This is a genomic window from Lelliottia sp. RD5 (assembly GCF_056032945.1).
The window spans coordinates 661,017-685,862 of record NZ_JBVYHQ010000002.1 but is presented as its reverse complement, the minus strand read 5'-3'; the positions used below and the strand labels follow the sequence as shown (position 1 = coordinate 685,862).

26 protein-coding genes and 1 other annotated feature are annotated in these 24,846 nt (G+C 51.5%); of the genes, 12 read left to right on the top strand and 14 right to left on the bottom strand.

All coding sequences use genetic code 11. The annotated features are described in order from the left end of the window. Positions 1-208 precede the first annotated feature (208 nt). The 3 genes from clpB to rluD all read right to left on the bottom strand — a co-directional run bounded on the left by clpB (position 209) and on the right by rluD (position 4,620). Positions 209-2,782, bottom strand: a complete 2,574-nt coding sequence (gene clpB / locus AC0LWE_RS11010) for an ATP-dependent chaperone ClpB (protein ID WP_059177805.1) — start codon at positions 2,780-2,782, stop codon at positions 209-211. A gap of 129 nt (positions 2,783-2,911) precedes the next feature. Then, complete coding sequence (yfiH, locus tag AC0LWE_RS11005; protein WP_202713645.1) at positions 2,912-3,643, bottom strand: purine nucleoside phosphorylase YfiH; 732 nt, start codon at positions 3,641-3,643, stop codon at positions 2,912-2,914. Further along, positions 3,640-4,620 (bottom strand): 23S rRNA pseudouridine(1911/1915/1917) synthase RluD, encoded by a 981-nt coding sequence (gene rluD / locus AC0LWE_RS11000; protein WP_059177803.1) that lies wholly within the window; start codon positions 4,618-4,620, stop codon positions 3,640-3,642. Before rluD ends, yfiH begins: the two co-directional genes overlap by 4 nt. 130 nt (positions 4,621-4,750) lie before the next feature. Between rluD and bamD the strand changes: the two genes are divergently transcribed. From bamD to pheA, 4 genes are all read left to right on the top strand, one after another. Continuing rightward, positions 4,751-5,488: an outer membrane protein assembly factor BamD gene (bamD, locus tag AC0LWE_RS10995; protein WP_131489430.1), complete on the top strand. Its 738-nt coding sequence runs from the start codon at positions 4,751-4,753 to the stop codon at positions 5,486-5,488. 269 nt (positions 5,489-5,757) lie between these two features. Then, positions 5,758-6,099 carry a ribosome-associated translation inhibitor RaiA gene (raiA, locus tag AC0LWE_RS10990; protein WP_059177801.1) on the top strand — a complete coding sequence of 114 codons (342 nt, stop codon included), beginning with the start codon at positions 5,758-5,760 and terminating at the stop codon, positions 6,097-6,099. Between the two features lie 103 nt (positions 6,100-6,202). Beyond that, positions 6,203-6,328: a sequence feature (Phe leader region), on the top strand. Further along, complete coding sequence (gene pheL, locus AC0LWE_RS10985; protein WP_106379811.1) at positions 6,204-6,251, top strand: pheA operon leader peptide PheL; 48 nt, start codon at positions 6,204-6,206, stop codon at positions 6,249-6,251. It overlaps the preceding feature by 48 nt. Before the next feature lie 29 nt (positions 6,329-6,357). After that, positions 6,358-7,518, top strand: coding sequence for a bifunctional chorismate mutase/prephenate dehydratase (gene pheA / locus AC0LWE_RS10980; RefSeq protein WP_202693691.1), 1,161 nt, complete (start codon positions 6,358-6,360; stop codon positions 7,516-7,518). Here the strand turns inward: pheA and AC0LWE_RS10975 are convergent. Genes AC0LWE_RS10975 through aroF form a run of 3 tightly spaced genes read right to left on the bottom strand, consistent with a single transcriptional unit; the run spans position 7,515 to position 10,649 of the window. Next, positions 7,515-8,387 (bottom strand): SMP-30/gluconolactonase/LRE family protein, encoded by an 873-nt coding sequence (locus AC0LWE_RS10975; RefSeq protein ID WP_219347484.1) that lies wholly within the window; start codon positions 8,385-8,387, stop codon positions 7,515-7,517. The genes pheA and AC0LWE_RS10975 overlap by 4 nt on opposite strands. A 60-nt stretch (positions 8,388-8,447) precedes the next feature. Continuing rightward, positions 8,448-9,569, bottom strand: coding sequence for a bifunctional chorismate mutase/prephenate dehydrogenase (tyrA, locus tag AC0LWE_RS10970; RefSeq protein WP_059177798.1), 1,122 nt, complete (start codon positions 9,567-9,569; stop codon positions 8,448-8,450). A gap of 9 nt (positions 9,570-9,578) precedes the next feature. Further along, entirely contained in the window at positions 9,579-10,649 is a 1,071-nt protein-coding gene (gene aroF / locus AC0LWE_RS10965) for a 3-deoxy-7-phosphoheptulonate synthase AroF (protein WP_202668610.1), read from the bottom strand. 212 nt (positions 10,650-10,861) lie between these two features. On the opposite strand from aroF, the gene AC0LWE_RS10960 reads away from it, so the two are divergent. From AC0LWE_RS10960 to AC0LWE_RS10945, 4 genes are all read left to right on the top strand, one after another. Next, positions 10,862-11,236, top strand: a complete 375-nt coding sequence (locus tag AC0LWE_RS10960) for a DUF2799 domain-containing protein (protein WP_059177796.1) — start codon at positions 10,862-10,864, stop codon at positions 11,234-11,236. A gap of 149 nt (positions 11,237-11,385) precedes the next feature. Continuing rightward, entirely contained in the window at positions 11,386-11,919 is a 534-nt protein-coding gene (yfiR, locus tag AC0LWE_RS10955; protein WP_131489433.1) for a regulatory sequestration protein YfiR, read from the top strand. Further along, the gene (dgcN, locus tag AC0LWE_RS10950; protein ID WP_174343712.1) at positions 11,912-13,132 is read left to right on the top strand and encodes a diguanylate cyclase DgcN/YfiN; all 1,221 of its coding nucleotides are present in this window, start codon (positions 11,912-11,914) and stop codon (positions 13,130-13,132) included. Before yfiR ends, dgcN begins: the two co-directional genes overlap by 8 nt. Before the next feature lie 13 nt (positions 13,133-13,145). Further along, a complete protein-coding gene (locus AC0LWE_RS10945) occupies positions 13,146-13,631 on the top strand; it encodes an OmpA family protein (RefSeq protein ID WP_219347482.1) in 486 nt (161 codons plus the stop codon). A 5-nt stretch (positions 13,632-13,636) separates the two neighbouring features. On the opposite strand, the gene AC0LWE_RS10940 is transcribed toward AC0LWE_RS10945, so the two are convergent. From AC0LWE_RS10940 to ffh, 7 genes are all read right to left on the bottom strand, one after another. After that, on the bottom strand, positions 13,637-15,004 hold the full coding sequence (locus AC0LWE_RS10940; protein WP_219347481.1) for a PepSY-associated TM helix domain-containing protein: 1,368 nt from the start codon (positions 15,002-15,004) through the stop codon (positions 13,637-13,639). A 60-nt stretch (positions 15,005-15,064) separates the two neighbouring features. Beyond that, a complete protein-coding gene (locus AC0LWE_RS10935) occupies positions 15,065-15,472 on the bottom strand; it encodes a DUF2946 domain-containing protein (protein ID WP_131489436.1) in 408 nt (135 codons plus the stop codon). A 120-nt stretch (positions 15,473-15,592) separates the two neighbouring features. After that, the gene (gene rplS, locus AC0LWE_RS10930; protein WP_131489437.1) at positions 15,593-15,943 is read right to left on the bottom strand and encodes a 50S ribosomal protein L19; all 351 of its coding nucleotides are present in this window, start codon (positions 15,941-15,943) and stop codon (positions 15,593-15,595) included. 40 nt (positions 15,944-15,983) lie between these two features. Next, the gene (trmD, locus tag AC0LWE_RS10925; RefSeq protein WP_219347480.1) at positions 15,984-16,751 is read right to left on the bottom strand and encodes a tRNA (guanosine(37)-N1)-methyltransferase TrmD; all 768 of its coding nucleotides are present in this window, start codon (positions 16,749-16,751) and stop codon (positions 15,984-15,986) included. A gap of 31 nt (positions 16,752-16,782) precedes the next feature. Continuing rightward, on the bottom strand, positions 16,783-17,319 hold the full coding sequence (gene rimM, locus AC0LWE_RS10920) for a ribosome maturation factor RimM (RefSeq protein WP_059177790.1): 537 nt from the start codon (positions 17,317-17,319) through the stop codon (positions 16,783-16,785). Positions 17,320-17,334: 15 nt separating this feature from the next. After that, positions 17,335-17,583, bottom strand: a complete 249-nt coding sequence (gene rpsP, locus AC0LWE_RS10915; protein ID WP_059177789.1) for a 30S ribosomal protein S16 — start codon at positions 17,581-17,583, stop codon at positions 17,335-17,337. Between the two features lie 247 nt (positions 17,584-17,830). Continuing rightward, positions 17,831-19,192: a signal recognition particle protein gene (ffh, locus tag AC0LWE_RS10910; RefSeq protein ID WP_059177788.1), complete on the bottom strand. Its 1,362-nt coding sequence runs from the start codon at positions 19,190-19,192 to the stop codon at positions 17,831-17,833. Positions 19,193-19,358: 166 nt separating this feature from the next. Between ffh and AC0LWE_RS10905 the strand changes: the two genes are divergently transcribed. Both AC0LWE_RS10905 and AC0LWE_RS10900 read left to right on the top strand, forming a co-directional pair. Further along, a complete protein-coding gene (locus AC0LWE_RS10905) occupies positions 19,359-20,150 on the top strand; it encodes a cytochrome C assembly family protein (protein WP_041689707.1) in 792 nt (263 codons plus the stop codon). 18 nt (positions 20,151-20,168) lie between these two features. After that, positions 20,169-21,455: an HlyC/CorC family transporter gene (locus AC0LWE_RS10900; protein WP_059177787.1), complete on the top strand. Its 1,287-nt coding sequence runs from the start codon at positions 20,169-20,171 to the stop codon at positions 21,453-21,455. A gap of 35 nt (positions 21,456-21,490) precedes the next feature. Here AC0LWE_RS10900 and grpE read toward each other — a convergent pair whose 3' ends face one another. Beyond that, entirely contained in the window at positions 21,491-22,084 is a 594-nt protein-coding gene (gene grpE, locus AC0LWE_RS10895; protein WP_059177786.1) for a nucleotide exchange factor GrpE, read from the bottom strand. Positions 22,085-22,206: 122 nt separating this feature from the next. Here grpE and nadK point away from each other — a divergent pair, with 122 nt between their 5' ends. Further along, positions 22,207-23,085: an NAD(+) kinase gene (gene nadK / locus AC0LWE_RS10890; protein ID WP_219347479.1), complete on the top strand. Its 879-nt coding sequence runs from the start codon at positions 22,207-22,209 to the stop codon at positions 23,083-23,085. A gap of 86 nt (positions 23,086-23,171) precedes the next feature. After that, positions 23,172-24,833 carry a DNA repair protein RecN gene (gene recN, locus AC0LWE_RS10885; protein ID WP_219347478.1) on the top strand — a complete coding sequence of 554 codons (1,662 nt, stop codon included), beginning with the start codon at positions 23,172-23,174 and terminating at the stop codon, positions 24,831-24,833. Positions 24,834-24,846: the final 13 nt, after the last annotated feature.

The window sequence follows — 24,846 nt, the reverse complement described above, 5'->3', positions numbered from 1 at the left end:
ACTGAACTCCGCTGACCCGGCGGCTTGTGTTCCGTTGTTCCGTGTCAGTGGAGGCGCATTATAGGGAGTTATTCTGAGGCCGCAAGTATAAAGTGAAAATTATTTTTCAAGCGTCTATTTTCCAGGCAATTTGATTTTTAAACAAACAACCCAGCTCAATTTCCAAACAAAAACGAGCCCCTAAGGGCTCGTTTTGCTGTTTCACGGCTTACTGTACTGCAACGATTCGGTCTTCGTTCACTTCCAGACGGATGATTTTCCCTGGGACCAGCTCCCCGGAAAGAAGCTGTTGTGCCAATGGGTTTTCAATCTGCTGCTGGATAGCCCGTTTCAAAGGTCGAGCACCATACACCGGATCGTAACCATTTTCGCTTAGCAGCTTCAGCGCATCGTCAGAGATGTGGATTTCATAGCCACGATCTTCAAGACGTTTATACAAACGCTGCAACTGGATCTGAGCAATAGAAGCAATGTGTTTCTCACCCAGAGGGTGGAAGACCACGACTTCATCTATACGGTTAATGAATTCTGGACGGAAACTGTGGCTCACCACGCCCATCACCAGATCTTTCATATGGCCGTAATCAAGTTCGCCGAATCGTTCCTGAATCAAATCGGAACCCAGGTTCGAGGTCATAATGATAACCGTATTACGGAAATCGACCGTTCTCCCCTGCCCATCCGTCAGTCGACCATCGTCCAATACCTGCAACAGGATATTGAAGACATCCGGATGTGCCTTTTCCACTTCATCCAGCAGGATGACGGAATAAGGGCGACGACGCACAGCTTCTGTCAGATAACCGCCTTCTTCATAACCCACATATCCCGGAGGCGCCCCAACCAAACGCGAGACGGAATGTTTCTCCATAAACTCCGACATATCGATACGCACCATCGCGTCATCGCTATCAAACATAAAGTTCGCCAGCGCTTTACACAGTTCCGTTTTACCCACCCCCGTAGGTCCAAGGAACAGGAACGAACCAATAGGACGATTCGGATCAGACAATCCCGCGCGGCTACGGCGAATAGCATTCGATACCGCTTCGACAGCTTCATTCTGACCAATCACGCGATGATGCAGGTCATGCTCCATACGCAGCAGTTTATCGCGTTCACCTTCGAGCATGCGGGCGACAGGAATGCCGGTCCAACGAGCCAGCACGTCGGCAATTTCGACATCGGTCACTTTGTTACGCAGCAGCCGCATCGTTTTACCTTCAGACTGCATGGCAAACTCAAGCTGTTTTTCCAGCTCAGGAATTTTGCCGTACTGCAACTCTGACATTCGTCCCAGATCGCCTACGCGACGAGCCTGTTCGATTGCAATTTTCGCCTGCTCAAGCTCAGCCTTGATAGTCTGCGTTCCAGAAAGTGACGCTTTCTCCGCTTTCCACTCCTCTTCTAACTCGGAGTACTGGCGCTCTTTGTCGTCCAGTTCCTCATTAAGCATATCAAGGCGTTTTTTACTCGCGTCATCAGACTCTTTCTTCAGCGCCTGCTGTTCAAGCTTGAGCTGAATGATTCGGCGATCCAGCCTGTCGAGCTCTTCCGGTTTCGAGTCTATCTGCATACGAATACTGGATGCGGCTTCATCAATCAGGTCGATGGCTTTATCTGGCAGCTGTCTGTCGGCAATATAGCGGTGCGACAACGTTGCCGCCGCGACAATTGCCGGGTCAGTAATCTGCACATGATGGTGCAGCTCATAGCGCTCTTTCAGGCCACGCAGAATAGCAATGGTGTCTTCAACTGTCGGCTCGGCGACAAATACCTTCTGGAAACGACGCTCAAGTGCTGCATCTTTTTCGATGTACTGACGGTACTCGTCAAGCGTGGTGGCCCCCACGCAGTGCAATTCACCGCGTGCCAGAGCGGGTTTCAGCATATTACCCGCATCCATGGCGCCATCGGCTTTACCTGCCCCGACCATTGTGTGCAGTTCATCTATAAACAGAATGACATTGCCTTCCTGTTTCGACAGATCGTTTAGAACTCCTTTCAGACGCTCTTCAAACTCACCGCGGTATTTCGCACCGGCCACCAGCGACCCCATGTCCAACGCTAAAACACGCCGACCTTTCAAGCCCTCTGGCACTTCACCGTTAACAATTCGCTGCGCCAAACCTTCGACGATGGCGGTTTTACCCACACCTGGCTCACCGATCAGCACCGGGTTATTTTTGGTGCGGCGTTGCAGCACCTGAATGGTTCGACGAATCTCTTCATCACGACCAATGACCGGATCGAGTTTGCCCTGCTCGGCACGTTCGGTCAGATCAATGGTAAATTTCTTCAAAGCCTGACGTTGGTCTTCGGCTCCCTGGTCGTTCACGCTATCACCTCCACGCATTTGATCAATCGCCTGACTCACGTTGGCGGTTGTGGCTCCGGCCGATTTCAACAGATCGGTCAGGGTGCCGCGTGATTCAAGCGCAGCCAGAACGAAAAGTTCTGACGAAATAAAGTTGTCCCCACGTTTTTGCGCCAGCTTGTCGCAAAGATTCAGTACACGCACCAGGTCCTGTGATGGCTGTACGTCACCACCGGTACCTTCTACCTGCGGCAAACGACTCAGTGCCTGATCGATGGCTGTGCGTAACTGGCCAGCATTAATGCCAGCAGACGTAAGTAAAGGACGTATCGATCCCCCTTCCTGATTCAGCAAGGCACTCATTAAATGAAGAGGTTCGATAAATTGGTTGTCGCGCCCCAGTGCGAGTGACTGGGCGTCGGCGAGAGCAAGCTGGAATTTATTGGTAAGACGATCCAGACGCATAACTCCTCCCATAACAGGTCAAATTTGCTACTGGAGATTAAATGAGGTCATCCCTCAATTATTCAAGGTTAATGACCTGAATTATGCGAAAAGAAAACGGCGCGTGCCGGATCGTCTTGATTCTCTAGGTTATATCAGCCAAATGAAACTTGCCATACGACCCGTGGTGTTGTCGCGACGATAAGAGAAAAAATCACCCTTTTCTGTGAAGGTACACCGGTCGCCGCCGAAGATTTGCGTGATGCCGACATTGTTTAAGCGCTGGCGAGCTAGTTGATAAATATCAGCCAGATATTTATTACCTTTTACCTGAAACGCACTCGCCGCCTGCGCATCTTCTGCAATGAAAGCGTCCCGCACTTCAGGGCCGACTTCAAAGGCCAGTGGACCGATTGCCGGACCAAGCCAGGCAATGATGTTCTCCGGACGATCTGCAAAACATGCCACGGTCTCTTCCAGAACGCCCGCACACAGCCCACGCCATCCGGCATGCGCTGCTGCAACTTCTGTACCGGCTTGATTGCACAACAGAACGGGCAAACAGTCCGCAGTCATAACGGCACACACTGTCCCGGGAGTATTGCTGTATGAAGCATCCGCACGTTTTGAGGTATAGGGCTCGCCCGTTAACGTCAATACGTCAGTGCCATGCACCTGCTCAAGCCAAACCGGTTTTGAAGGCAGATGCCCCGCCGCAAACATCCGCTTGCGGTTTTCGTCAACATGGTCAAGGTTATCGCCGCAGTGCGCACCTAAATTCAGTGACTCCCACGCATCCTGACTCACACCGCCGATTCGGGTAGAACTACAGGCAGCCACACCCTTAGGTAGCGGCCACTCCGGGACAATGAGTTTGGTCATAACCAGTCCACTTTATCCTTATGCTCTTCAAAGTCTGCACGCATCGCTTCGATGAGCTCGACCATATCCTGAGGAATTGGCGCATGCCATTCCATCTCGATGCCCGTAATTGGGTGATATAGACGCAGCATCGTGGCGTGCAAAGCCTGACGATCAAATTTACGCAGCGTGCTGATAAACTCTTCAGAAGCCCCTTTCGGTGGGCGCGGGCGCCCGCCATAAACCTGATCGCCCACCAGCGGATGCGTAATGTGTGACATGTGCACACGGATCTGGTGAGTACGGCCCGTTTCCAGACGCAGACGCAAACGCGTATGAATGCGGAAATGTTCCATAATGCGGTAATGCGTTACCGCGGGTTTCCCCATCGGGTGCACTGACATATGGGTGCGTTTGGTCGGGTGACGGCTAATCGGTTCTTCTACCGTACCGCCTGAGGTCATGTGACCAATCGCGACCGCTTCATATTCACGGGTGATTTCACGCAGCTGCAATGATTCCACCAGACGCGTCTGCGCGGGAACAGTTTTTGCGACGACCATCAAACCGGTTGTGTCTTTATCCAGACGATGCACGATGCCTGCGCGCGGTACATCGGTAATCGGCGGATAGTAATGGAGCAGCGCATTCAGCACTGTACCATCAGGATTGCCAGCACCCGGGTGGACAACCAGGCCGCGAGGCTTGTTGATCACCAGAATGTCATCATCTTCATAGACAATCGTCAGCGGGATATCTTGTGCTTCAAAACGCACTTCTTCATCAATTTCAGCATTGATGGCGACCACTTCCCCACCTAACACTTTCTCTTTTGGCTTGTCCCAAACTTTGCCGTTAACCAGCACGCGCTGGTCAAGAATCCATTCTTTTATGCGTGAACGCGAATAATCAGGGAACATTTCGGCCAAAGCTTGATCTAAGCGTTGACCGAGCTGATTTTCGGAGACTGTTGCGGTGAGTTCTACTCGTTGTGCCATAGACTGCTTCTTCGTTTAACGTTGGGTTTTACGGCTTTGCCGTATAATATAGTGTGCTATTGTAGCTGGTCTTAATCGGGAGCAGGAAAGAGATTCTCCCGGACAAACATTTGAGGAAAGTCAAAACGTCATGACGCGCATGAAATATCTGGTGGCAGCGGCCACGTTGAGCCTGGCTTTGGTGGGCTGCTCCGGTTCAAATGAACAGGTCCCTGACAATCCGCCGAATGAAATCTATGCGACTGCTCAGCAAAAACTCCAGGACGGTAACTGGAAACAGGCCATAACGCAACTGGAAGCGCTGGATAATCGTTATCCATTTGGTCCTTATTCCCAGCAGGTACAGTTAGATCTTATCTACGCCTACTACAAAAACGCCGATCTGCCGCTGGCTCAGGCAACAATTGATCGCTTCATGCGTCTGAATCCGACTCATCCTAACATTGATTACGTCATGTATATGCGTGGCCTAACCAACATGGCGCTGGATGACAGTGCCCTGCAAGGTTTCTTCGGTGTGGATCGTTCTGACCGCGACCCGCAGCACGCACGCGATGCCTTCAACGATTTCTCAAAACTGGTACGCGGATATCCAAACAGCCAGTACATCACCGATGCGACCAAGCGTCTGGTGTTCCTGAAAGATCGTCTGGCTAAGTATGAATACTCCGTAGCCGAATACTATACCCGCCGTGGTGCATGGGTGGCAGTGGTGAACCGCGTAGAAGGAATGCTGCGTGATTACCCTGATACTCAGGCGACCCGCGACGCACTGAAGCTGATGGAAAATGCCTATCGCCAGATGCAGATGAACGCTCAGGCAGAGAAAGTGGCGAAGATCATTGCCGCGAACAGCAGCAATACCTGATTTCTTTACGCCATGCAAAACGGCAGCCCATGGGCTGCCGTTTTTTTAATCATTTCATCGCTTGTTGGGGCGCTCTAGCCCCGACCAATCCTATCAACTATGGCTGCAAATCATCACTTCGACAAGCAAAAAGACGCGTGTTCCTGTCGAGCCTCACAAAAAAGGTTCCCTGACAAAAAGTGACAAAAATACGTGATTTAGATCACACATTTTGACATTGGGAAAGGTATGCTGGAATCACTAAGACGGAAAGACAAGAGGTAACTTTTATGACAGTGAACATTACCAGTAAACAAATGGAAATTACTCCGGCAATCCGCCAGCACGTCGCAGACCGTCTCGCCAAACTGGATAAATGGCAAACACACCTGATTAACCCACATATCATTCTGTCTAAGGAACCGAAGGGTTTTACCGCTGATGCAACTATCAATACTCCTAACGGCCATCTGGTCGCCAGCGCTAAACACGAAGATATGTACACGGCTATCAACGATTTGATCAACAAGCTGGAACGGCAGCTCAATAAAGTGCAACACAAAGGCGAAGCCCGTCGCGCCGCTACATCGGTGAAAGACGCAAGCTTAGCGGAAGAAGTTGAAGAAGAGTAATCCTTTAAATTGAGTGTACCGCCAACGCGCCTTCGGGCGCGTTTTTTATTGACAGAATGAAAACAGTACGGGTACTTTAGAGCTATCACTCACAGGATGAATTCATGAAATATACCCCGTTTTTCTTCGCATTCTTTTTTACCTTCCCCTGAATGGGAGGCGTTTCGTCGTGTGATAAAGAATGCGAAGACGAACAACAAGGCCTCCCAAACCGGGAGGCCTTTTTTTATGATAACAATAAACGAAATAGGCAACGCTATGACATCGGAAAACCCGTTACTGGATCTGCGAGTAAAAATCAGCGCGCTGGACGAGAAACTACTGGCACTGCTGGCAGAACGCCGTGCGCTTGCAGTCGACGTGGGTAAAGCCAAGCTGGATTCCCACCGCCCGGTGCGAGACATCGATCGCGAGCGTGATTTGCTGGAACGCCTGATTCAGCTTGGTAAAGCCCATCATCTTGATGCGCACTACATCACTCGCCTTTTTCAGCTCATCATCGAAGATTCCGTTCTCACCCAGCAGGCGTTGCTGCAACAGCATTTGAATCAAACTAACCCGCACTCAGCGCGCGTGGCCTTCCTTGGTCCAAAAGGTTCGTATTCCCATCTTGCTGCACGCCAGTATGCGGCGCGTCATTTCGAAGAGTTCATTGAGAGCGGTTGCGCAAAATTCGCCGATATTTTCAATCAGGTCGAAACTGGCCAAGCTGATTACGCCGTCGTCCCGATTGAAAACACCAGCTCAGGGGCGATAAACGATGTCTACGATCTGCTCCAGCACACCAGTCTGTCGCTGGTTGGCGAACTGAATATCCCTATTGACCATTGCGTTCTGGTTTCGGGTTCAACCGATCTCAGCCAGATCACCACGGTCTACAGCCACCCGCAGCCGTTCCAGCAGTGCAGTCAGTTCCTGAATCGCTATCCGAACTGGAAAATTGAGTACACCGAAAGTACCTCAGCAGCGATGGAAAAAGTCGCGCAGGCTAATTCGCCAACCGTTGCGGCGTTGGGCAGCGAAGCCGGCGGTGCGCTGTATGGATTGCAGGTACTGGAGCGGAACCTGGCAAATCAAACGCAAAACATCACCCGCTTCGTGGTTCTGGCGCGCAAAGCCATCAACGTATCCGAACAGGTGCCAGCCAAAACGACGCTGCTCATGGCAACGGGTCAGCAAGCCGGCGCGTTGGTTGAAGCGCTGCTGGTTCTGCGTAACCACAATCTGATCATGACCAAGCTGGAGTCCCGTCCAATCAACGGAAATCCGTGGGAAGAGATGTTTTATCTCGATATCCAGGCCAACCTGGAGTCCGCGTCCATGCAGAAAGCCCTGCGTGAACTGGGTGAAATCACCCGTTCAATGAAGGTGTTGGGCTGTTATCCAGGCGAAAACGTGGTGCCGGTCGATCCCGTTTAACATTCGATAAAGCGGCTTTTCTTCATTCCTGCCACGTTGACTGGCAGGGTGAAGATCGCGCCAGAAAGTGGATATTGGGCCACCTCTTCAGCGTCCATATTCTCCCGCGTCGTCGTGACAAACAGCGTTTTCATGTCATCCCCACCAAAGCAGACCATCGTCGGACAACGCACCGGCAGTCGATATTCTTCCAGCTGTTCACCCTGGGGTGAAAAACGGGCAATACGCCAGCCGTCGAACAGCGCACTCCAGTAGCACCCTTCAACGTCCATCGCCGCACCGTCAGGTATTCCCTCTCCCTTTTCAAACCGGCGAAAGTCTTCACGCGTCCCCGGTTCACCGTGTTCATTTAACGGCGTACGGTAAATCACGCTATTGGGCGTATCCGAGGTAAACATCCAGTGGTGGTCCGGGCTAAACGCCAGGCCATTATGCCCGTGGATATCACACTGAATAACGTGAGGGGTCAGGTCGTTATCAATACGCATTAGTATTGCGCCGTTATAATCCCCGGGCCCCCAAAATGTCCCCGCATAAAAACGCCCAAGATGATCGGTCCCGCCATCATTAAAGCGTGCCAGCTGAGGGTTGGAGGGGTTGTCGCAAACTTTGCGCTGGAGCAAACCTTGTTTGTCAGCAAGCCAGATAGCATTACGCATTGCCACGATAAAACCGCCCTTTTCGCGTAATGCAAAACACCCGACTTCTTCGTGGAAAGACAGCACAGAGTGAGCAGCCGTCGGGAGATGATACCGATGAATCTCACCTTCCAGAATATCCGCCCAATAGAGTGCATTCTCGCACTCACTCCAGGTAGGGCATTCAGGTAAATGCCCGGTGTAATCAAACAAAACGTGCGGTTCAACCATGACCCATCCCCAAAATGAAAAAAGCCAGCTTAGCTGGCTTTTAGTATATACATCACTGGGCTACTGGCGACTATCGTTCGCCTGGCGCAACAAGGTACGGCTTTCGTTCTGGAAACGTTTCGCGTAATCCCCAAACCAGTGCTCGACCTTACGGAAACTGTCGATAAACGCCTGCTTATTGCCTTGTTCGAGTAACGCGATAGCCTCACCAAAACGCTGATAATAACGTTTGATCAGCGCCAGATTATTCTCTGACGACATAATAATATCCGCGTAAAGCTGCGGATCCTGCGCAAACAGACGCCCCACCATGGCCAGTTCGAGACGGTAGATCGGTGACGAGAGCGCCAACAACTGCTCAAGCTGAACGTTCTCTTCCGCCAGATGCAAGCCATAGGCAAAGGTCGCAAAGTGGCGCAGCGCCTGAATAAACGCCATGTTCTGATCGTGTTCTACAGCGCTAATGCGATGTAAGCGTGCGCCCCATACCTGAATCTGTTCAAGGAACCACTGGTAGGTTTCGGGCTGACGACCATCGCAGTATACGACCACCTGTTTCGCCAGACTGCCGCTGTCCGGGCCAAACATAGGGTGTAACCCCAATACCGGGCCTTTGTGCGCCTTCATCATCGCCTGGAGTGGACCATTTTTCACGGACGCCAGATCAACCAGAATGCAGTCATCCGGGAGCGGTGGGAGCCTGGCAATAATCTGCTCAGTGACATGAATCGGCACGCTGACGATAACCATGCCCGCATCAGCCAGCAAATCTGCCGCACGCGCCCAATCCTCTTTTTCAAGAATCCGCACTTGATAGCCAGAAAGCGTCAGCATTTTCTCAAACAGACGCCCCATCTGGCCACCGCCACCCACAATCACCACCGGGCGCAACGACGGACACAGGGTTTTAAAGCCTTTGTCGTTCTCGCTGGAGTAAGACTCACGCATCACGCGGCGCAGTATATCTTCAATTAAATCAGGGGAGAGCCCCATGGACTGCGCTTCATCACGTCGCGACGCCAGCATTGACGCCTCACGCTCTGGCACATAAATCGGCAAACCGTATTTGCTTTTCACTTCACCGACTTCAGCGACCAGCGACATGCGGCGTGCCAGAAGATCCAGCAGCGCCTTGTCCACTTCATCAATTTGATCGCGCAGTGCGGTCAATTCTGCAACCATAAAAACCTCTTAAGCCAGACGCGTCGCCAGTTGACCGTTCAAATCTTTGTGGATCTCACGCAGCAAGGCGTCTGTCGCTTCCCAACTGATGCAGGCATCCGTAACGGACACACCGTGTTTCATCGCACTGCGCGGCTGTTCAGACGACTGATTACCTTCGTGGATATTGCTCTCAATCATCAGACCAATAATAGAACGGTTACCATCTTTAATTTGTGCGACTACGGATTCCGCAACCGCAGGCTGGCGACGGTAATCTTTGTTCGAATTACCATGGCTGCAATCTACCATCAGAGCAGGACGCAGTCCCGCCTGTTCCATCTCTTTTTCACACTGCGCCACATCAGCGGGACTGTAGTTCGGTGCTTTACCGCCACGCAAAATCACATGCCCATCCGGGTTACCCTGAGTTTGCAGCAGGCAAACCTGCCCGGCCTGGTTAATCCCGACAAAGCGGTGCGGCATGGCAGCAGCACGCATGGCGTTGATCGCGGTGGCCAGACTGCCGTCGGTGCCATTTTTAAAACCAACCGGCATCGACAGGCCAGAAGCCATCTCGCGGTGGGTTTGTGATTCAGTTGTACGTGCACCAATCGCAGACCAGCTAAACAGATCGCCAAGGTATTGCGGGCTATTCGGATCGAGCGCTTCAGTCGCCAGTGGCAGCCCCATGCTGACCAGTTCAACCAGCAGATGACGCGCAATCTTCAGGCCGGATTCCACATCAAACGAGCCATCCATATGCGGGTCGTTGATCAAACCCTTCCAGCCCACGGTGGTACGAGGTTTTTCAAAATAGACACGCATAACCAGGTAGAGGCTATCGCTGACCTCTTCGGCTAACACTTTAAATCGACGAGCATATTCAATCGCGGTTTCAGGATCGTGAATTGAGCAAGGGCCACACACCACCAGCAGGCGCGGATCGCGACCAGCAATAATGTCTGAGATGGTCTGGCGCGACTGCTCGATTTGCGCTTCTTGCTCAGAACTCAGTGGGAATTCCCGCTTTAACTGATCCGGAGTGATCAAAACCTGCTCGTCGGTAATATGTACGTTGTTCAGCGCGTCTTTTTGCATGATGGCGATCCTGTAATGCTCGTTTGCGATAGTGTTTTCCTCAATGAGGTGAACTCACAATACCACAAGAAGTAAAGATTTCAATCCAAAATCCGTAAATTTTAGTTTACAATTGATATGTTTCGGCAAAATAATCTCGCCAAAACTGTAAAAATAAAATTACAGTCGCATTTCTAAACGCCAGGCTATGCTGAACGAAAAGGAGAATAATTATGCGCCCACTGGTTTTCGCCCTGCTGGCACTGCTATTGACAGGCTGTCAAATCAATCCCTATACCTTCCAGCCAACCTGGACCGGCACCAGCTGGTTTACTGCCGGCAAAGAAGATGCCATGAACGGTGCGTCGGTAAAAAGCAATGAAACGCTAGCCGATAACTTTAACGATCCCGATGTCAATCGTAGTGAATATCTTCGCGGCTATGCGGATGGCCAGAAAAGAATATGTACTGAAGATTTTGTCTATGCGTGGGGTCTCTCGGGGAAAATATTCCCAGCCAGTTGCGATACAGCAGAAAATTCGGACTTATTGCGTCACGCCTGGCAAAAAGGGATGGATGAAGGCTTACGCGCTTCCAGACTTAATTGACTTTATCGCATAGCGACTGCATTCAATGCAGCTTTAGATTTTACTTAAGTCAAGTGAACAACAATTTCACATAATGACGACTCCGGTAAAAAATGATATTCTGCTGATAATATTGAGAGATATATTTCAGAGCGGTGTGGCGGTTTCGTGTGAGACATTATTTTTCGATCTCTTTATGCCAACTGACACTGGCGCTAATACTTCTGACTGTCGGAGGGGAAACGCTCGCCGCAACGCAGACGCCTACGGATAAGTCAGTCCGCGCGATCGTCTCTGGTATCGTCAGTTATACCCGCTGGCCATCGCTCTCTGGTCAGCCCAAGCTCTGTATTTTTGCCTCTTCACGCTATGCTCAAGCGCTCAGTGAAAGTGGGTCAGTTCCCTTACCCTATACTCCGCTGATTGTTCATAACGACGCTGAAGCACTCAATGCCACTTGCGATGCTATTTATTTTGGCAACGAATCCCCCGCAAGCCAGCTTGAATTAATAAATCGTTATCAGGGAAGAGCGTTGCTATTAATCGCCGAACAAAACACTGAATGTGTTATTGGCAGCGCATTCTGCTTGATAATTAATGAAGACGCAGTTCGATTTTCTATAAATCTGGATGCACTTTCGCGCAGTGGTGTCAGGGTTAATCCAGAAGTGTTAATGCTTGCCCGGAATAAGAAGCATGAATAAGGAATCCACTTCAACGTCACGACCAACATTTAAAAGAACGTTAAGACGTATCAGTATGATTAGCGTCGTTATCACTATGACCCTGATATGGCTGTTATTATCGATTGCCTCCGTTGTCACGCTAAAACAATATGCGCAAAAAAATCTCGAATTAACCAGTGCCACCATGAGCCGCAGTCTTGAGGCTTCGCTGGTGTTCAACGACGCAGCAGCCGCCACCGAAACGCTTGCTATGCTGGGCAAACAGGGGCAGTTTGCCGTAGCCGAAGTGCTCGACGCACAGGGTAAACGTTTTGCGCACTGGTCGTGGAATCCCAACGATAATCCTGACGCGCTGGGAACGCTGGTCAGCCGCCGGTTATTCCCCACGCCCGCGGTTCAGCCCGTTTTACACAACGGTCATGCTATTGGTGAAGTGCGTATTACTGCGCGCGACAGCCTGATCAGCCACTTTATCTGGATGTCTTTCGCCGTTCTGACGGGATGTATCCTGTTCGCTGCCTTTGTTGCACTGTCCATCACGCAGTCTCTGCATAACGGGATAGTCAACGCACTACAAAACATCACTGATGTTGTGCATGACGTTAAATCGAATCGCAACTTTTCACGTCGGGTGGAAGAAGAGCGTATTGAAGAATTTCATCGCTTCGGCCAGGACTTTAATAGCCTGCTGGATGAAATGGAAGAGTGGCAGCTTAAGCTACAGGCGAGAAATGCGCAGTTGATGCGAACCGCGATGCATGACCCCCTGACCGGTCTTGCAAATCGTGCCGCCTTCCGCAACAGCATTGCGGCGCTGATGAAAGACTCTTCTGCACAAACCAATTCCGCGCTGCTGTTCCTTGATGGCGATGACTTTAAGCTCATCAACGACACCTGGGGCCATGCGGCCGGGGATTGTGTGTTGATTGAAGTGGCGAACCGCATGGTCGAGTTTGGCGCGAAACGTCATCAATCGTATCGTCTGGGTGGAGATGAGTTTGCCATGATTCTTTACGGCGTCCATTCGGCAACAGACGTCCAACAACTTTGTGCAGCCCTTTCGCAGCAATTCCTCCGTCCGTACGATCTTCATAACGGGAACACCGCAAACATGTCACTCAGCATTGGCTTTGCTCTTACGTGGGAAAATACCTCAGTAGAGGCATTACTGGAGCAAGCCGACCGTAATATGTATCTGGTGAAAAATCAGCGTACAAAAATAATATCTTAAAAAGGAATACGTTATGTTCAGGCGATATCTCGCTCCGGTTTTATTAGCATCAACAATTCTGGCGGGCTGTCATACTCCCCCTCAGGGAAAATTTACGCCAGAACAAATCGCTGCGATGAAGTCTTACGGCTTCAATGAAATGAACGGTGACTGGTCACTCGGTCTCTCTGACAAAATTTTATTCGGCAAAAATGAGTCGCAACTCAGAGCGGAGAGCGAGCAGCAAATTCAGTCGATGGCTACGCGCCTGGCGGGAACGGGATTAACCCACGCCCGAATGGATGGGCATACCGATAACTACGGTGAGGATAGTTACAACGAATCCCTGTCGTTAAAGCGGGCAAACGTGGTGGCTGATGCCTGGGCTAAAGGGGCAAATATCCCGCGCAGCAATCTCACTACGCAGGGATTAGGTAAAAAATATCCGGTCGCCAGCAACGGCACGTCGCAAGGACGCGCTGAAAACCGCCGTGTTGCGGTGGTGATCAGCACGCCTTAAAACGATTATTTTGCTGATTCAGCCAGTGATAGCGTCGACTGCGCGCGCCAGCGCAACCAGTCAATCACCACAAAAAGCAGCAGACTGCATCCCATCACTGGCATTGCCAGCCCCAGCACAATGCTTACCATGAGCGAGACAATCCGTCCGCTCACTGGCAACGCCAGCCAGCACTGACAAAGGGTGAGTACAGGGTTGCTTGCCGACTGCGCCGGGCGTCGCATCCACCACATTCGATACCCCCAGACAATCAGCACGCACAGTGCGATACCGAAAGCGATCAGCACCAGCTGATTCGCCAGCCCAAAGAGAATCCCCATATGGAAATCGACACCCCAGCGGGTCAGCTTCGCCATCAGCGGGAAATCAGCAAAACGCGTGCGATCAATAATTTGCATGGAATGCGGATCAATAGCGACCGCATCAACCTGTGTCGGCCAGCCACGATCAATTTCCGTCACGGTCCACGCCTGATCGGCCATTTTTGCCGGTCGAATCTCCAGCTTTCTGGCATCAATTCCTGCTGCTCGCGCAGCACGCAGACTGTTGTCGAAAAGCGTCAGATCCATTGCCGTCTCAGGCATCATCATCGCACTGTGATGCCCGCGATGTTCAGCGTGAGGATCGACCTCTTCCGCCGCGCCCTGCAGTTTGGTATTGACCTGAGGCGTTAACCAATCCATTTCTGCGCGCAACTTATCGACATTTCCCCCCGCCCATTGGGACCAGGTGAGCCCGGTGGCGGAAAACAGCAGCATGCCCCCCAGGAGCACCCAACCTAACGACGCATGTACGCGACGACGGTTCTGGAATCGATTGTTGATGCGCCGTTTTGGACGAGTGTAAAACCACAGCGCAATCCCACCCAGTGCGGCAATCCACATCCATGACGCTGCCAGCTCGCTGTATAAACGGCCAACATCTCCCAGCATCAGTGAGCTGTGCAGATAATCGATGGTCTGGCGTAGCGGCAAAATCCCGCTGGTTCCATATACCGTCATATCGCCACGTACCGCAAGACTGACGGGATCGATAAAAATAGCCCGATGTTCCGACGGCCCAAGTTGTGGATCGGTAAACATCACGCGAGTGGTTTCATCGCTCGCCAAGCCCGGCCGTACGGCATGGAGACGTAAGTCATTACCCACTGCTTTTTCAGCCACTGCAATTTGTTTAGCCAAAGACTGCGGTTCACCAGTCACTTCGCCGTACAGCGCATGCTGGTAAATGTAAGTCTCAAGCTGCGGCGTCGCGACGTACAAGGTTCCGGTAAGCGCGGCAAAAAAGATAAACGGGCCGACAAATAGCCCAATATAAAAATGCAGGCGACGTAGCAGGTTCCCCCATGCTGCGCGCGGAGTACAGGTGGTCATACTTTTCCTTTGTGCAGGTAAAAAGTTATCGGCACACCCAATGAGGTGTGCGTTTTATTTTTAACGGGAAAAAGCTGCCCACTGCGGCGGCGCGCGGGTATCAGGATATAACCAGGGGAAATAGTGCCAATGGCTCGCCACCGGGCGTGGCAGTTTTATGCTAAGCCTCTGCAAGACGGCACTGAGCAGCACCACCAGGGCTAAAATCATCCCTGGAACATGCGCCATCAGCACACAGTACCCGCATGCCTCCGCATGATCGACAGGCATTGAGTGTGTGGTGGTATCACCATGATGATCATCCATTGGCATAGCACTCATGTCGTGATGCATGCCAGGCAGGGTGCTCATGGGATCTTTTTGCAGCGAGATGGAGATAAGAGGAGCGACCACGATCAGCAAGATCGCAAACAGCGCGGTCCATGCCGCTGCGCGTTTCAAGGCTGAATGATGCAATGCGTTATCCAATTGCCCTCCATTGAAGAGGAGGCATTGTAAATGATTTATGAAAAGATGGTTAACATCGTGAAGTCATTTGCATAAAAAAGGGCCGGCCTTGCGGCCAGCCCTTTTTAACACGGATGTCGCTTAAGCGCCAAGACGCTCTTTGATACGAGCTGACTTACCAGTACGCTCACGCAGGTAGTACAGTTTAGCTTTACGAACGGCACCACGACGTTTAACAGTAATGCTGTCAATAACAGGAGAGTGAGTCTGGAAGACACGCTCAACGCCTTCGCCGTTGGAAATTTTGCGAACAGTGAATGCAGAATGCAGACCGCGGTTACGAATAGCGATAACCACGCCCTCGAATGCCTGCAGACGTTTTTTGGTACCTTCAACAACCCATACTTTCACTTCCACGGAATCACCCGGACGGAATGAAGGTACGTCCTGCTTCATCTGCTCTTGTTCAATTTGCTTAATAATGTTGCTCATAATTTAATCTCTTATCCTGGGTAAACTGATATTTGGGGGCTTACGCCATCCCATCATGTTTATGCTGCTGGTGTGCGTGTTCTTTTTTGAACTCGGCCAGCAACTTTGCTTGCTCTTCAGTCAGAGCCAGGTTTTCCAGAAGTTCAGGTCTTCTAAGCCAGGTGCGGCCCAGCGACTGCTTCAAACGCCAGCGACGTATCTCGGCATGGTTACCTGACAGTAAGACCGCCGGTACCTCCATCCCTTCTAACACTTCAGGACGAGTATAGTGTGGACAGTCCAGCAATCCATCGGCAAAAGAATCTTCTGTTGCCGATGCTTCATGGCCCAGTACACCCGGAATGAACCGGGCTACGGAGTCAATCAGCGTCATTGCCGGTAACTCACCACCGCTGAGAACGTAATCGCCGATAGACCATTCTTCATCAATCTCGGTCTGAATTACACGCTCATCTATCCCTTCGTAGCGACCACAGACCAGAATCAGTTTCTGATTCGTTGCCAGTTCGCTCACGCCCGCTTGATCAAGCTTGCGTCCCTGAGGTGACAGATAAATCACCTTTGCGCCTTCACCTGCCGCGGCTTTTGCTGTATGAATCGCGTCCCGTAAGGGTTGCACCATCATTAACATCCCCGGTCCGCCGCCGTAAGGACGTTCGTCCACGGTACGGTGCCGGTCATGCGCGAAGTCGCGAGGACTCCAGCTCTGGATGTTCAGCAGGCCTTTTTTTACTGCCCGGCTAGTTACCCCGTAATCAGTAATCGCGCGGAACATTTCAGGAAACAGGCTGATAATGCCAATCCACATAGCGCCGTCTTTTACCGTTTATCCGGAGAATTTAAAAACCAGGATCCCAATCTACTTCAATCGTACGAGTAGTGAGATCGACTTTCTTGATAACCTGTCCATCGAGGAACGGAACCAACCGCTCCTTGATGCCAAATGCATCTTTCAGGTTTGCCTTAATGACGAGAACGTCATTTGAGCCAGTTTCCATCATATCAATGACTTTACCGAGCTCGTATCCTTCCGTGGTCACTACCTGGCAACCCATAAGGTCTTTCCAGTAGTAGCCATCGTCAAGCTGTGGCAACTGCGATGAATCAACGACAATTTCGCAATTCGTCAGGAGATTCGCAGCATCGCGATCGTCAACGCCTTTCAGCTTGATCACGATATCCTGATTGTGGCGACGCCAGCTTTCCAGCTCGACCTCTTCCCACTTACCGCCTTTCTGGATAAACCAGGGCTGGTAATCAAAAATGCTTTCAGCGTCTTCAGTGGAGGAAAACACTCTGAGCCAACCACGGATACCGTAGCAAGAACCCATTTTTCCCAATACGATCGGTTCAACAGGTGCTTTATTGCTCATCATGACCACCGTGACAGATTAAGCTGCTTTGTTTGCTGCTTTGATAAGCGCTGCAACGCGATCGGAAACAGTCGCGCCCAGGCCAACCCAGTGAGCGACACGATCCAGATCCAGACGCGTTTCTTCTTCTGCACCGCTAGCCAGCGGGTTGAAGAAACCAACGCGCTCGATGAAGCGACCGTTGCGTGCATTACGGCTGTCAGTAACAACAACCTGGTAGAACGGACGCTTTTTCGCGCCGTGACGTGCTAAACGAATAGTTACCATAACATCCTCTTGTGTGAATAAAACACTGGGCCCCATCGAGGAACGGAGCCCAGTGTCATATTAAAAGCCCGAAAATTTTACTGATTTCTGGAGAAAATGCAATCAACACTTGATAAGTCTGATACGAAAGACCGTCAGCGGTGCAGCCAGTTTGGTGCTGGCGTGCGCACAGCCACCGGAGCGTACATGTAGTACGTGAGGATGGCGAGCACACTCCAGTGCCAAAATGGCAAACAAGCCAGGTCGATCAGCGGCCAGGGAAGCCTGGCGGCATCATGCCCTTCATGCCACGCATCATTTTCGCCATACCGCCCTTCTTCATTTTCTTCATCATGCGCTGCATGTCGTCGAACTGTTTCAGAAGACGGTTAACGTCCTGCACCTGCATACCGCAACCGGCAGCAATACGGCGTTTGCGTGAGCCTTTGATGATTTCTGGTTTTGCGCGCTCTTTCAGCGTCATCGAGTTGATGATCGCTTCCATACGCACCAGCACTTTGTCATCCATCTGCGCTTTCACGTTGTCAGGAATCTGGCCCATGCCCGGCAGTTTGCCCATCAGGCTCGCCATGCCGCCCATGTTTTTCATCTGACGCAGCTGTTCCAGGAAGTCGGTCAAATCAAAACCGTCGCCTTTTTTCAGCTTGCTCGCCAGTTTCTCAGCCTGCGCACGGTCAACCTTGCTCTCGATATCTTCGATAAGCGACAGCACGTCGCCCATACCGAGAATACGCGAAGCAATACGATCCGGGTGGAATGGCTCCAGCGCGTCGGTCTTCTCGCCCACGCCGAGGAACTTAATCGGCTTACCGGTGATATGACGAATAGAGAGCGCTGCACCGCCACGGGCGTCGCCGTCCACTTTGGTCAGTACAACGCCGGTCAGCGGCAGCGCTTCGTTAAACGCTTTTGCGGTATTTGCCGCATCCTGGCCCGTCATGGCGTCGACAACAAACAGCGTTTCTACCGGATTGATCGCGGCATGAACTTGTTTGATTTCATCCATCATCGCTTCATCAACGTGCAAACGACCGGCGGTATCCACCAGCAGCACGTCGTAAAACTTCAGTTTGGCTTCTTTCAACGCGGCATTGACGATATCAACCGGTTTTTGCGCCACGTCGGAAGGGAAGAAATCGACCTCAACCTGCTGCGCCAGGGTTTCTAGCTGCTTGATCGCCGCAGGGCGATAAACGTCGGCAGAAACAACCAGCACTTTCTTTTTGTGCTTTTCGCGCAGGAATTTACCCAGCTTACCGACACTGGTGGTTTTACCCGCCCCCTGCAGACCGGCCATCAGAACGACCGCTGGCGGTTGCGCGGCCAGGTTTAGAACCTGATTTTCTTCGCCCATCGCCGCAACCAGCTCGTTACGCACGATTTTGACGAACTCCTGACCCGGCGTCAGGCTCTTATTCACTTCATGACCAACCGCTTTTTCTTTCACACGGTTGATGAATTCACGCACGACCGGCAGCGCCACGTCGGCTTCGAGTAACGCCATGCGCACTTCGCGCAGCGTCTCTTTAACATTGTCTTCGGTAAGTCGTCCACGGCCGCTGATGTTGCGCAGCGAGCGCGACAAACGATCGGTTAAATTATCAAACATTGTCTCTCGCCTGATGTAGAAACGTTGGGTCGCCACAGCGACACATACACAGAATTTTGCCGGAGTATAACATGAAGGCGTCTTTGTTGTTATGCAACGGTTGGAGCACGCGTCACGTAACGTTATACTGCTTATCTTTCTTATTCAGACAACTGTCGACGCCTATATGCCTGTTTTCGCACTGATCGCCCTTGTTGCCTACTCTTTCAGCCTTGCGCTGATCATTCCTGGCCTGTTGCAAAAAAACAGCGGCTGGCGACGGATGGCTATTTTGTCGGCAGTGATCGCACTGGTGAGCCATGCGTTTGCCCTGGAATCGCGTATTATTCCAGGCGATGGCAGCGTACAGAATTTGAGCGTGCTGAACGTCGGTTCGCTGGTGAGCCTGATGATTTGTACGGTGATGACCATCGTCGCCTCTAAAAATCGCGGCTGGTTATTGCTGCCAATTGTTTATGCGTTCGCGCTCATCAATCTGGCTTTCGCGACTTTTGTGCCAAACGAGTTCATCACGCATCTGGAAACCACACCCGGCATGATGGTACACATTGGGCTGTCGCTTTTCTCCTACGCGACGCTGATTATTGCCGCATTGTATGCAATGCAGCTGGCGTGGATTGACTACCAGCTAAAAAACAAAAAGCTGGTATTCAACCAGGAAATGCCACCGCTGATGGTTATAGAGCGCAAGATGTTTCACATCACCCAGATTGGCGTGGTGCTGCTCACCCTGACGCTGTGCACCGGTCTGTTTTATATGCAGAATTTATTCAGCGTTGAGAACATCGATAAAGCCGTGCTCTCTATCATCGCGTGGTTTGTTTATGTTGTCCTGTTGTGGGGACATTATCACAAGGGCTGGCGCGGTCGTCGCGTTGTCTGGTTTAACGTCGCAGGCGCTGGCATTTTGACCCTGGCCTATTTCGGTAGCCGCGTCATACAGCAGTTTGTCAGCTAAGCAATAAAGGAGTTCCCCCTGGAACACATCTCAACCACCACGCTGATCGTTACGCTGATCGTCATGGTGGTCATCTCCGCCTACTTCTCTGGCTCGGAAACCGGCATGATGACGCTAAACCGCTACCGGTTACGTCATCGCGCTAAGCAAGGCAACCGTGCCGCACGCCGCGTTGAAAAGCTGCTCCGCAAGCCTGACCGCCTGATTAGCCTGGTCTTGATCGGTAATAACCTGGTCAACATTCTGGCTTCTGCGCTGGGCACCATCGTTGGGATGCGCCTTTACGGCAACGCAGGCGTGGCAATTGCCACCGGCGTACTGACGTTTGTGGTGCTGGTTTTCGCCGAAGTATTGCCAAAAACCATCGCTGCGCTCTATCCCGAAAAGGTGGCCTATCCAAGCAGTTTTCTGTTGGGGCCATTGCTGATCCTGATGATGCCGCTGGTCTGGTTGCTCAACAAAGTGACACGTCTGCTGATGCGCTTAATGGGCATTAAAGCGGATGTCACCATCAGCAGCGCACTCAGCAAAGACGAACTGCGCACGTTGGTGAACGAATCACGCTCGCAAATTTCCCGCCGCCACCAGGACATGCTGCTCTCGGTACTGGACCTGGAAAAGATCAGCGTCAATGACATCATGGTTCCGCGCAATGAAATTGTCGGTATCGACATCAACGATGACTGGAAAGCGATTGTCCGCCAGCTCACGCACTCGCCTCACGGACGTATCGTGCTGTATCGTGATTCGCTGGATGACGCCATCAGCATGCTGCGCGTGCGCGAAGCCTGGCGACTCATGCAAGAAAAGAAAGAGTTCACCAAAGAGGTGATGCTGCGTGCGGCCGATGAGATTTACGTAATACCTGAAGGCACGCCGCTCAGTACCCAACTGGTCAAATTCCAGCGGAATAAAAAGAAAGCCGGTCTGGTGGTGGATGAATATGGCGATATTCAGGGGCTGGTCACCGTAGAAGACATTCTGGAAGAGATTGTCGGCGATTTTACAACGTCAATGTCGCCGTCACTGGCAGAGGAAGTCACGCCGCAAAACGACGGCTCCGTGCTGATTGATGGCAGCACTAACGTTCGCGAACTCAATAAAGCATTTAACTGGCACCTGCCGGAAGATGACGCACGCACGATTAACGGTATGATTCTGGAAGTGCTGGAAGAGATCCCGGCTGCCGGAACGCGCGTGCGTATCAGCCAGTACGATATTGATATTCTGGATGTGCAGGAAAATATGATTAAGCAGGTGAAAGTCATTCCGGTTAAACCGCTGCGGGACAGCGTCGCAGAATGAGAAATCCCCTCTCCCTTGGGAGAGGGGAAACGGAATTAGCCCTTCGCTTTCGCGACAGTGACCATGGCAGCACGAATTGTACGGCCATTCAGCGTATAGCCTTTCTGCATCACGGCCAGCACGTTACCGGCAGTAACGTCTTCTGACTCAACCATCGCAATGGCCTGGTGAACGTTCGGGTCCAGCGCAACGTTAGTCTCTGCAACCACTTCAACGCCGAACTTACGCACCACATCCAGCATGGATTTCAGCGTCAGTTCAAGACCTTCAACCATCGCCGTCATATCCGGATTCGCTTTGTCTGCTACTTCCAGCGCGCGATCCAGGCTATCAATCACCGGCAGCAGCTCATTGACGAATTTCTCCAGCGCAAATTTATGCGCTTTCTCAACGTCGAGCTCAGTACGGCGACGCAGGTTTTCCATTTCAGCTTTAACACGCAGCACACCTTCGCGCTCGCGATTCTGCGCTTCAGTTAACTGAGCTTCCAGATTCGCAATTTTTTCATCGCGCGGGTCCACCTGCTCAGCAGAAGCGTCTGGCTCTACAGCCTCAACTTCTTCATGCTGTTCCGTGATAATTTCTTCAGGGGCTTGCCCCTCAGGCGTTTTCTGTTCTTTACTACTCATGAATTTCTCCGCGTTTTTTCTGCATTCATCTCGCTAACTTCGCTTATTATGGGGATCAGTTTCCGGGATTCAAGGGAACAAAGCACATTGTCACCATCATTCGGCACAAGGACCTCCAGAAAATGAATAATCATTTCAAGTGTATTGGAATTGTCGGACATCCACGTCATCCAACCGCGCTGACGACACATGAAATGCTGTATCGCTGGCTGTGCGCGAAAGGTTATGAAGTGATGGTTGAGCAGCAAATTTCCCAGGAATTACAGCTCAAAAATGTGAAAACCGGCACGCTAGCGGAAATCGGACAGCAGGCCGATCTCGCGGTCGTGGTCGGCGGTGACGGCAACATGCTGGGTGCCGCACGAACGCTGGCGCGCTACGATATTAAGGTCATTGGTATCAATCGCGGCAACCTGGGTTTCCTGACCGATCTCGACCCTGACAACGCCCATCAGCAGCTTGCTGATGTACTCGATGGTCATTATATCAGCGAAAAACGCTTTCTGCTGGAAGCGCAGGTATGCCAGCAAGACTGCCAGAAGCGCATCAGTACGGCGATTAATGAAGTTGTGCTGCACCCTGGAAAAGTCGCACATATGATTGAATTTGAAGTCTATATCGACGAAGTTTTCGCCTTTTCACAGCGCTCTGATGGGTTAATCATTTCGACACCCACCGGCTCAACGGCATATTCCCTTTCCGCGGGCGGACCGATTCTGACTCCGTCTCTGGACGCGATCACGCTAGTTCCCATGTTCCCGCACACACTCTCAGCTCGTCCGCTGGTGATTAACAGCAGCAGCACGATCCGACTGCGCTTTTCACATCGTCGTAACGATCTCGAAATTAGCTGCGACAGCCAGATTGCCCTGCCTATCCAGGAAGGTGAAGACGTGTTAATCCGTCGTTGCGACTACCATTTAAATCTGATCCATCCAAAAGACTACAGCTATTTCAATACATTAAGTTCAAAACTCGGCTGGTCGAAAAAATTGTTCTAATTTTTGCATCCAGTACTTTACTGTATAAAAAACCAGTTTATACTGTATGAAAATACAGTTATGGTTTTTCATACAGGAAAACAATTATGCTGGCACAACTGACCATCAGCAACTTCGCCATTGTTCGTGAACTTGAGATCGACTTCCTGAGCGGAATGACGGCCATTACCGGTGAAACCGGTGCGGGTAAATCTATTGCCATTGATGCGCTCGGCTTGTGCCTTGGCGGTCGTGCCGAAGGCGATATCGTACGCTCAGGCGCAAACCGCGCCGATCTCTGCGCACGTTTCTCCCTTAAAGACACCCCTGCCGCCCTGCGATGGCTTGAGGCGAACCAGCTAGAAGATGGACGTGAGTGTTTACTTCGTCGCGTGATCAGTAGCGATGGTCGTTCTCGCGGCTTTATCAACGGTACTGCGGTTCCTCTGTCCCAACTTCGGGAACTGGGTCAGTTGCTGATCCAAATCCACGGCCAACATGCCCATCAGCAATTGATTAAGCCTGAACAACAAAAGTCCCTTCTCGACGGCTATGCAGGTGAGTATGCGCTCACTCAACTGATGGCTGAGCATTATCGTCAGTGGCACCAAAGCTGCCGCGAGCTGGCCCAGCAACAACAGCAAAGTCAGGAACGTTTAGCGCGTGCCGAACTGCTGGAGTATCAGCTTAAAGAACTCAATGAATTTCAGCCACAGCCAGGCGAATTCGAACAAATCGACGAAGAGTACAAACGCCTGGCGAACAGCGGCCACCTGATTTCAACAAGCCAGCACGCCTTAAATCTGCTGGCAGATGGTGAAGACGTCAACCTGCAAAGCCAGCTGTATAGCGTTCGCCAACAGGTGACTGAGCTGGTGGGACTGGACAGTAAACTTTCAAGCGTAATGGATATGCTTGAAGAAGCGGCGATACAGATTTCTGAAGCGAGTGAGGAGCTGCGCCATTATTGTGAGCGTCTGGATCTTGATCCGAATCGTTTGTTTGAACTTGAACAACGCATCTCAAAACAGATTTCTCTGGCACGTAAACACCATGTCACGCCGGAAGAGCTACCCAATTATCATCAGTCTTTACTGGATGAGCAGCAGCAGCTTGACGATCAAGCCGACTCTCTGGAAACCCTTGCACTGGCGGCGAATATTCACCATCAGCAAGCGCTGACCACAGCCAAGCAGCTTCATGGGGTACGCCAGCAGTACGCTCAGGAATTGAGTCAGCACATTACTGAAAGCATGCATGTATTATCAATGCCACACGGCGTCTTTGCAATCGACGTCAAATTTGAAGAACAACATGTCACCGCCGACGGTGCAGATCGCGTTGAGTTCCGTGTAACTACTAACCCAGGGCAGCCTTTACAGGCGATCTCGAAAGTGGCTTCGGGCGGTGAGCTTTCCCGTATCGCTCTGGCCATCCAGGTGATTACTGCACGTAAAATGGAAACACCTGCACTGATCTTCGATGAAGTGGATGTCGGGATCAGCGGCCCAACCGCTGCCGTTGTGGGCAAATTATTACGCCAGTTGGGTGAATCTACCCAGGTGATGTGCGTCACTCACCTTCCGCAGGTGGCAGGTTGTGGGCACCATCATTTCTTCGTGAGTAAAGAAACGGATGGCGAAATGACAGAAACCCATATGCAGCCGCTTGATAAACGTGCGCGTCTGCAGGAGCTGGCACGACTGCTGGGCGGTAGTGAAGTCACACGAAATACGCTCGCAAATGCCAAAGAACTGCTGGCTGCATAAACTTTTTCGGGAT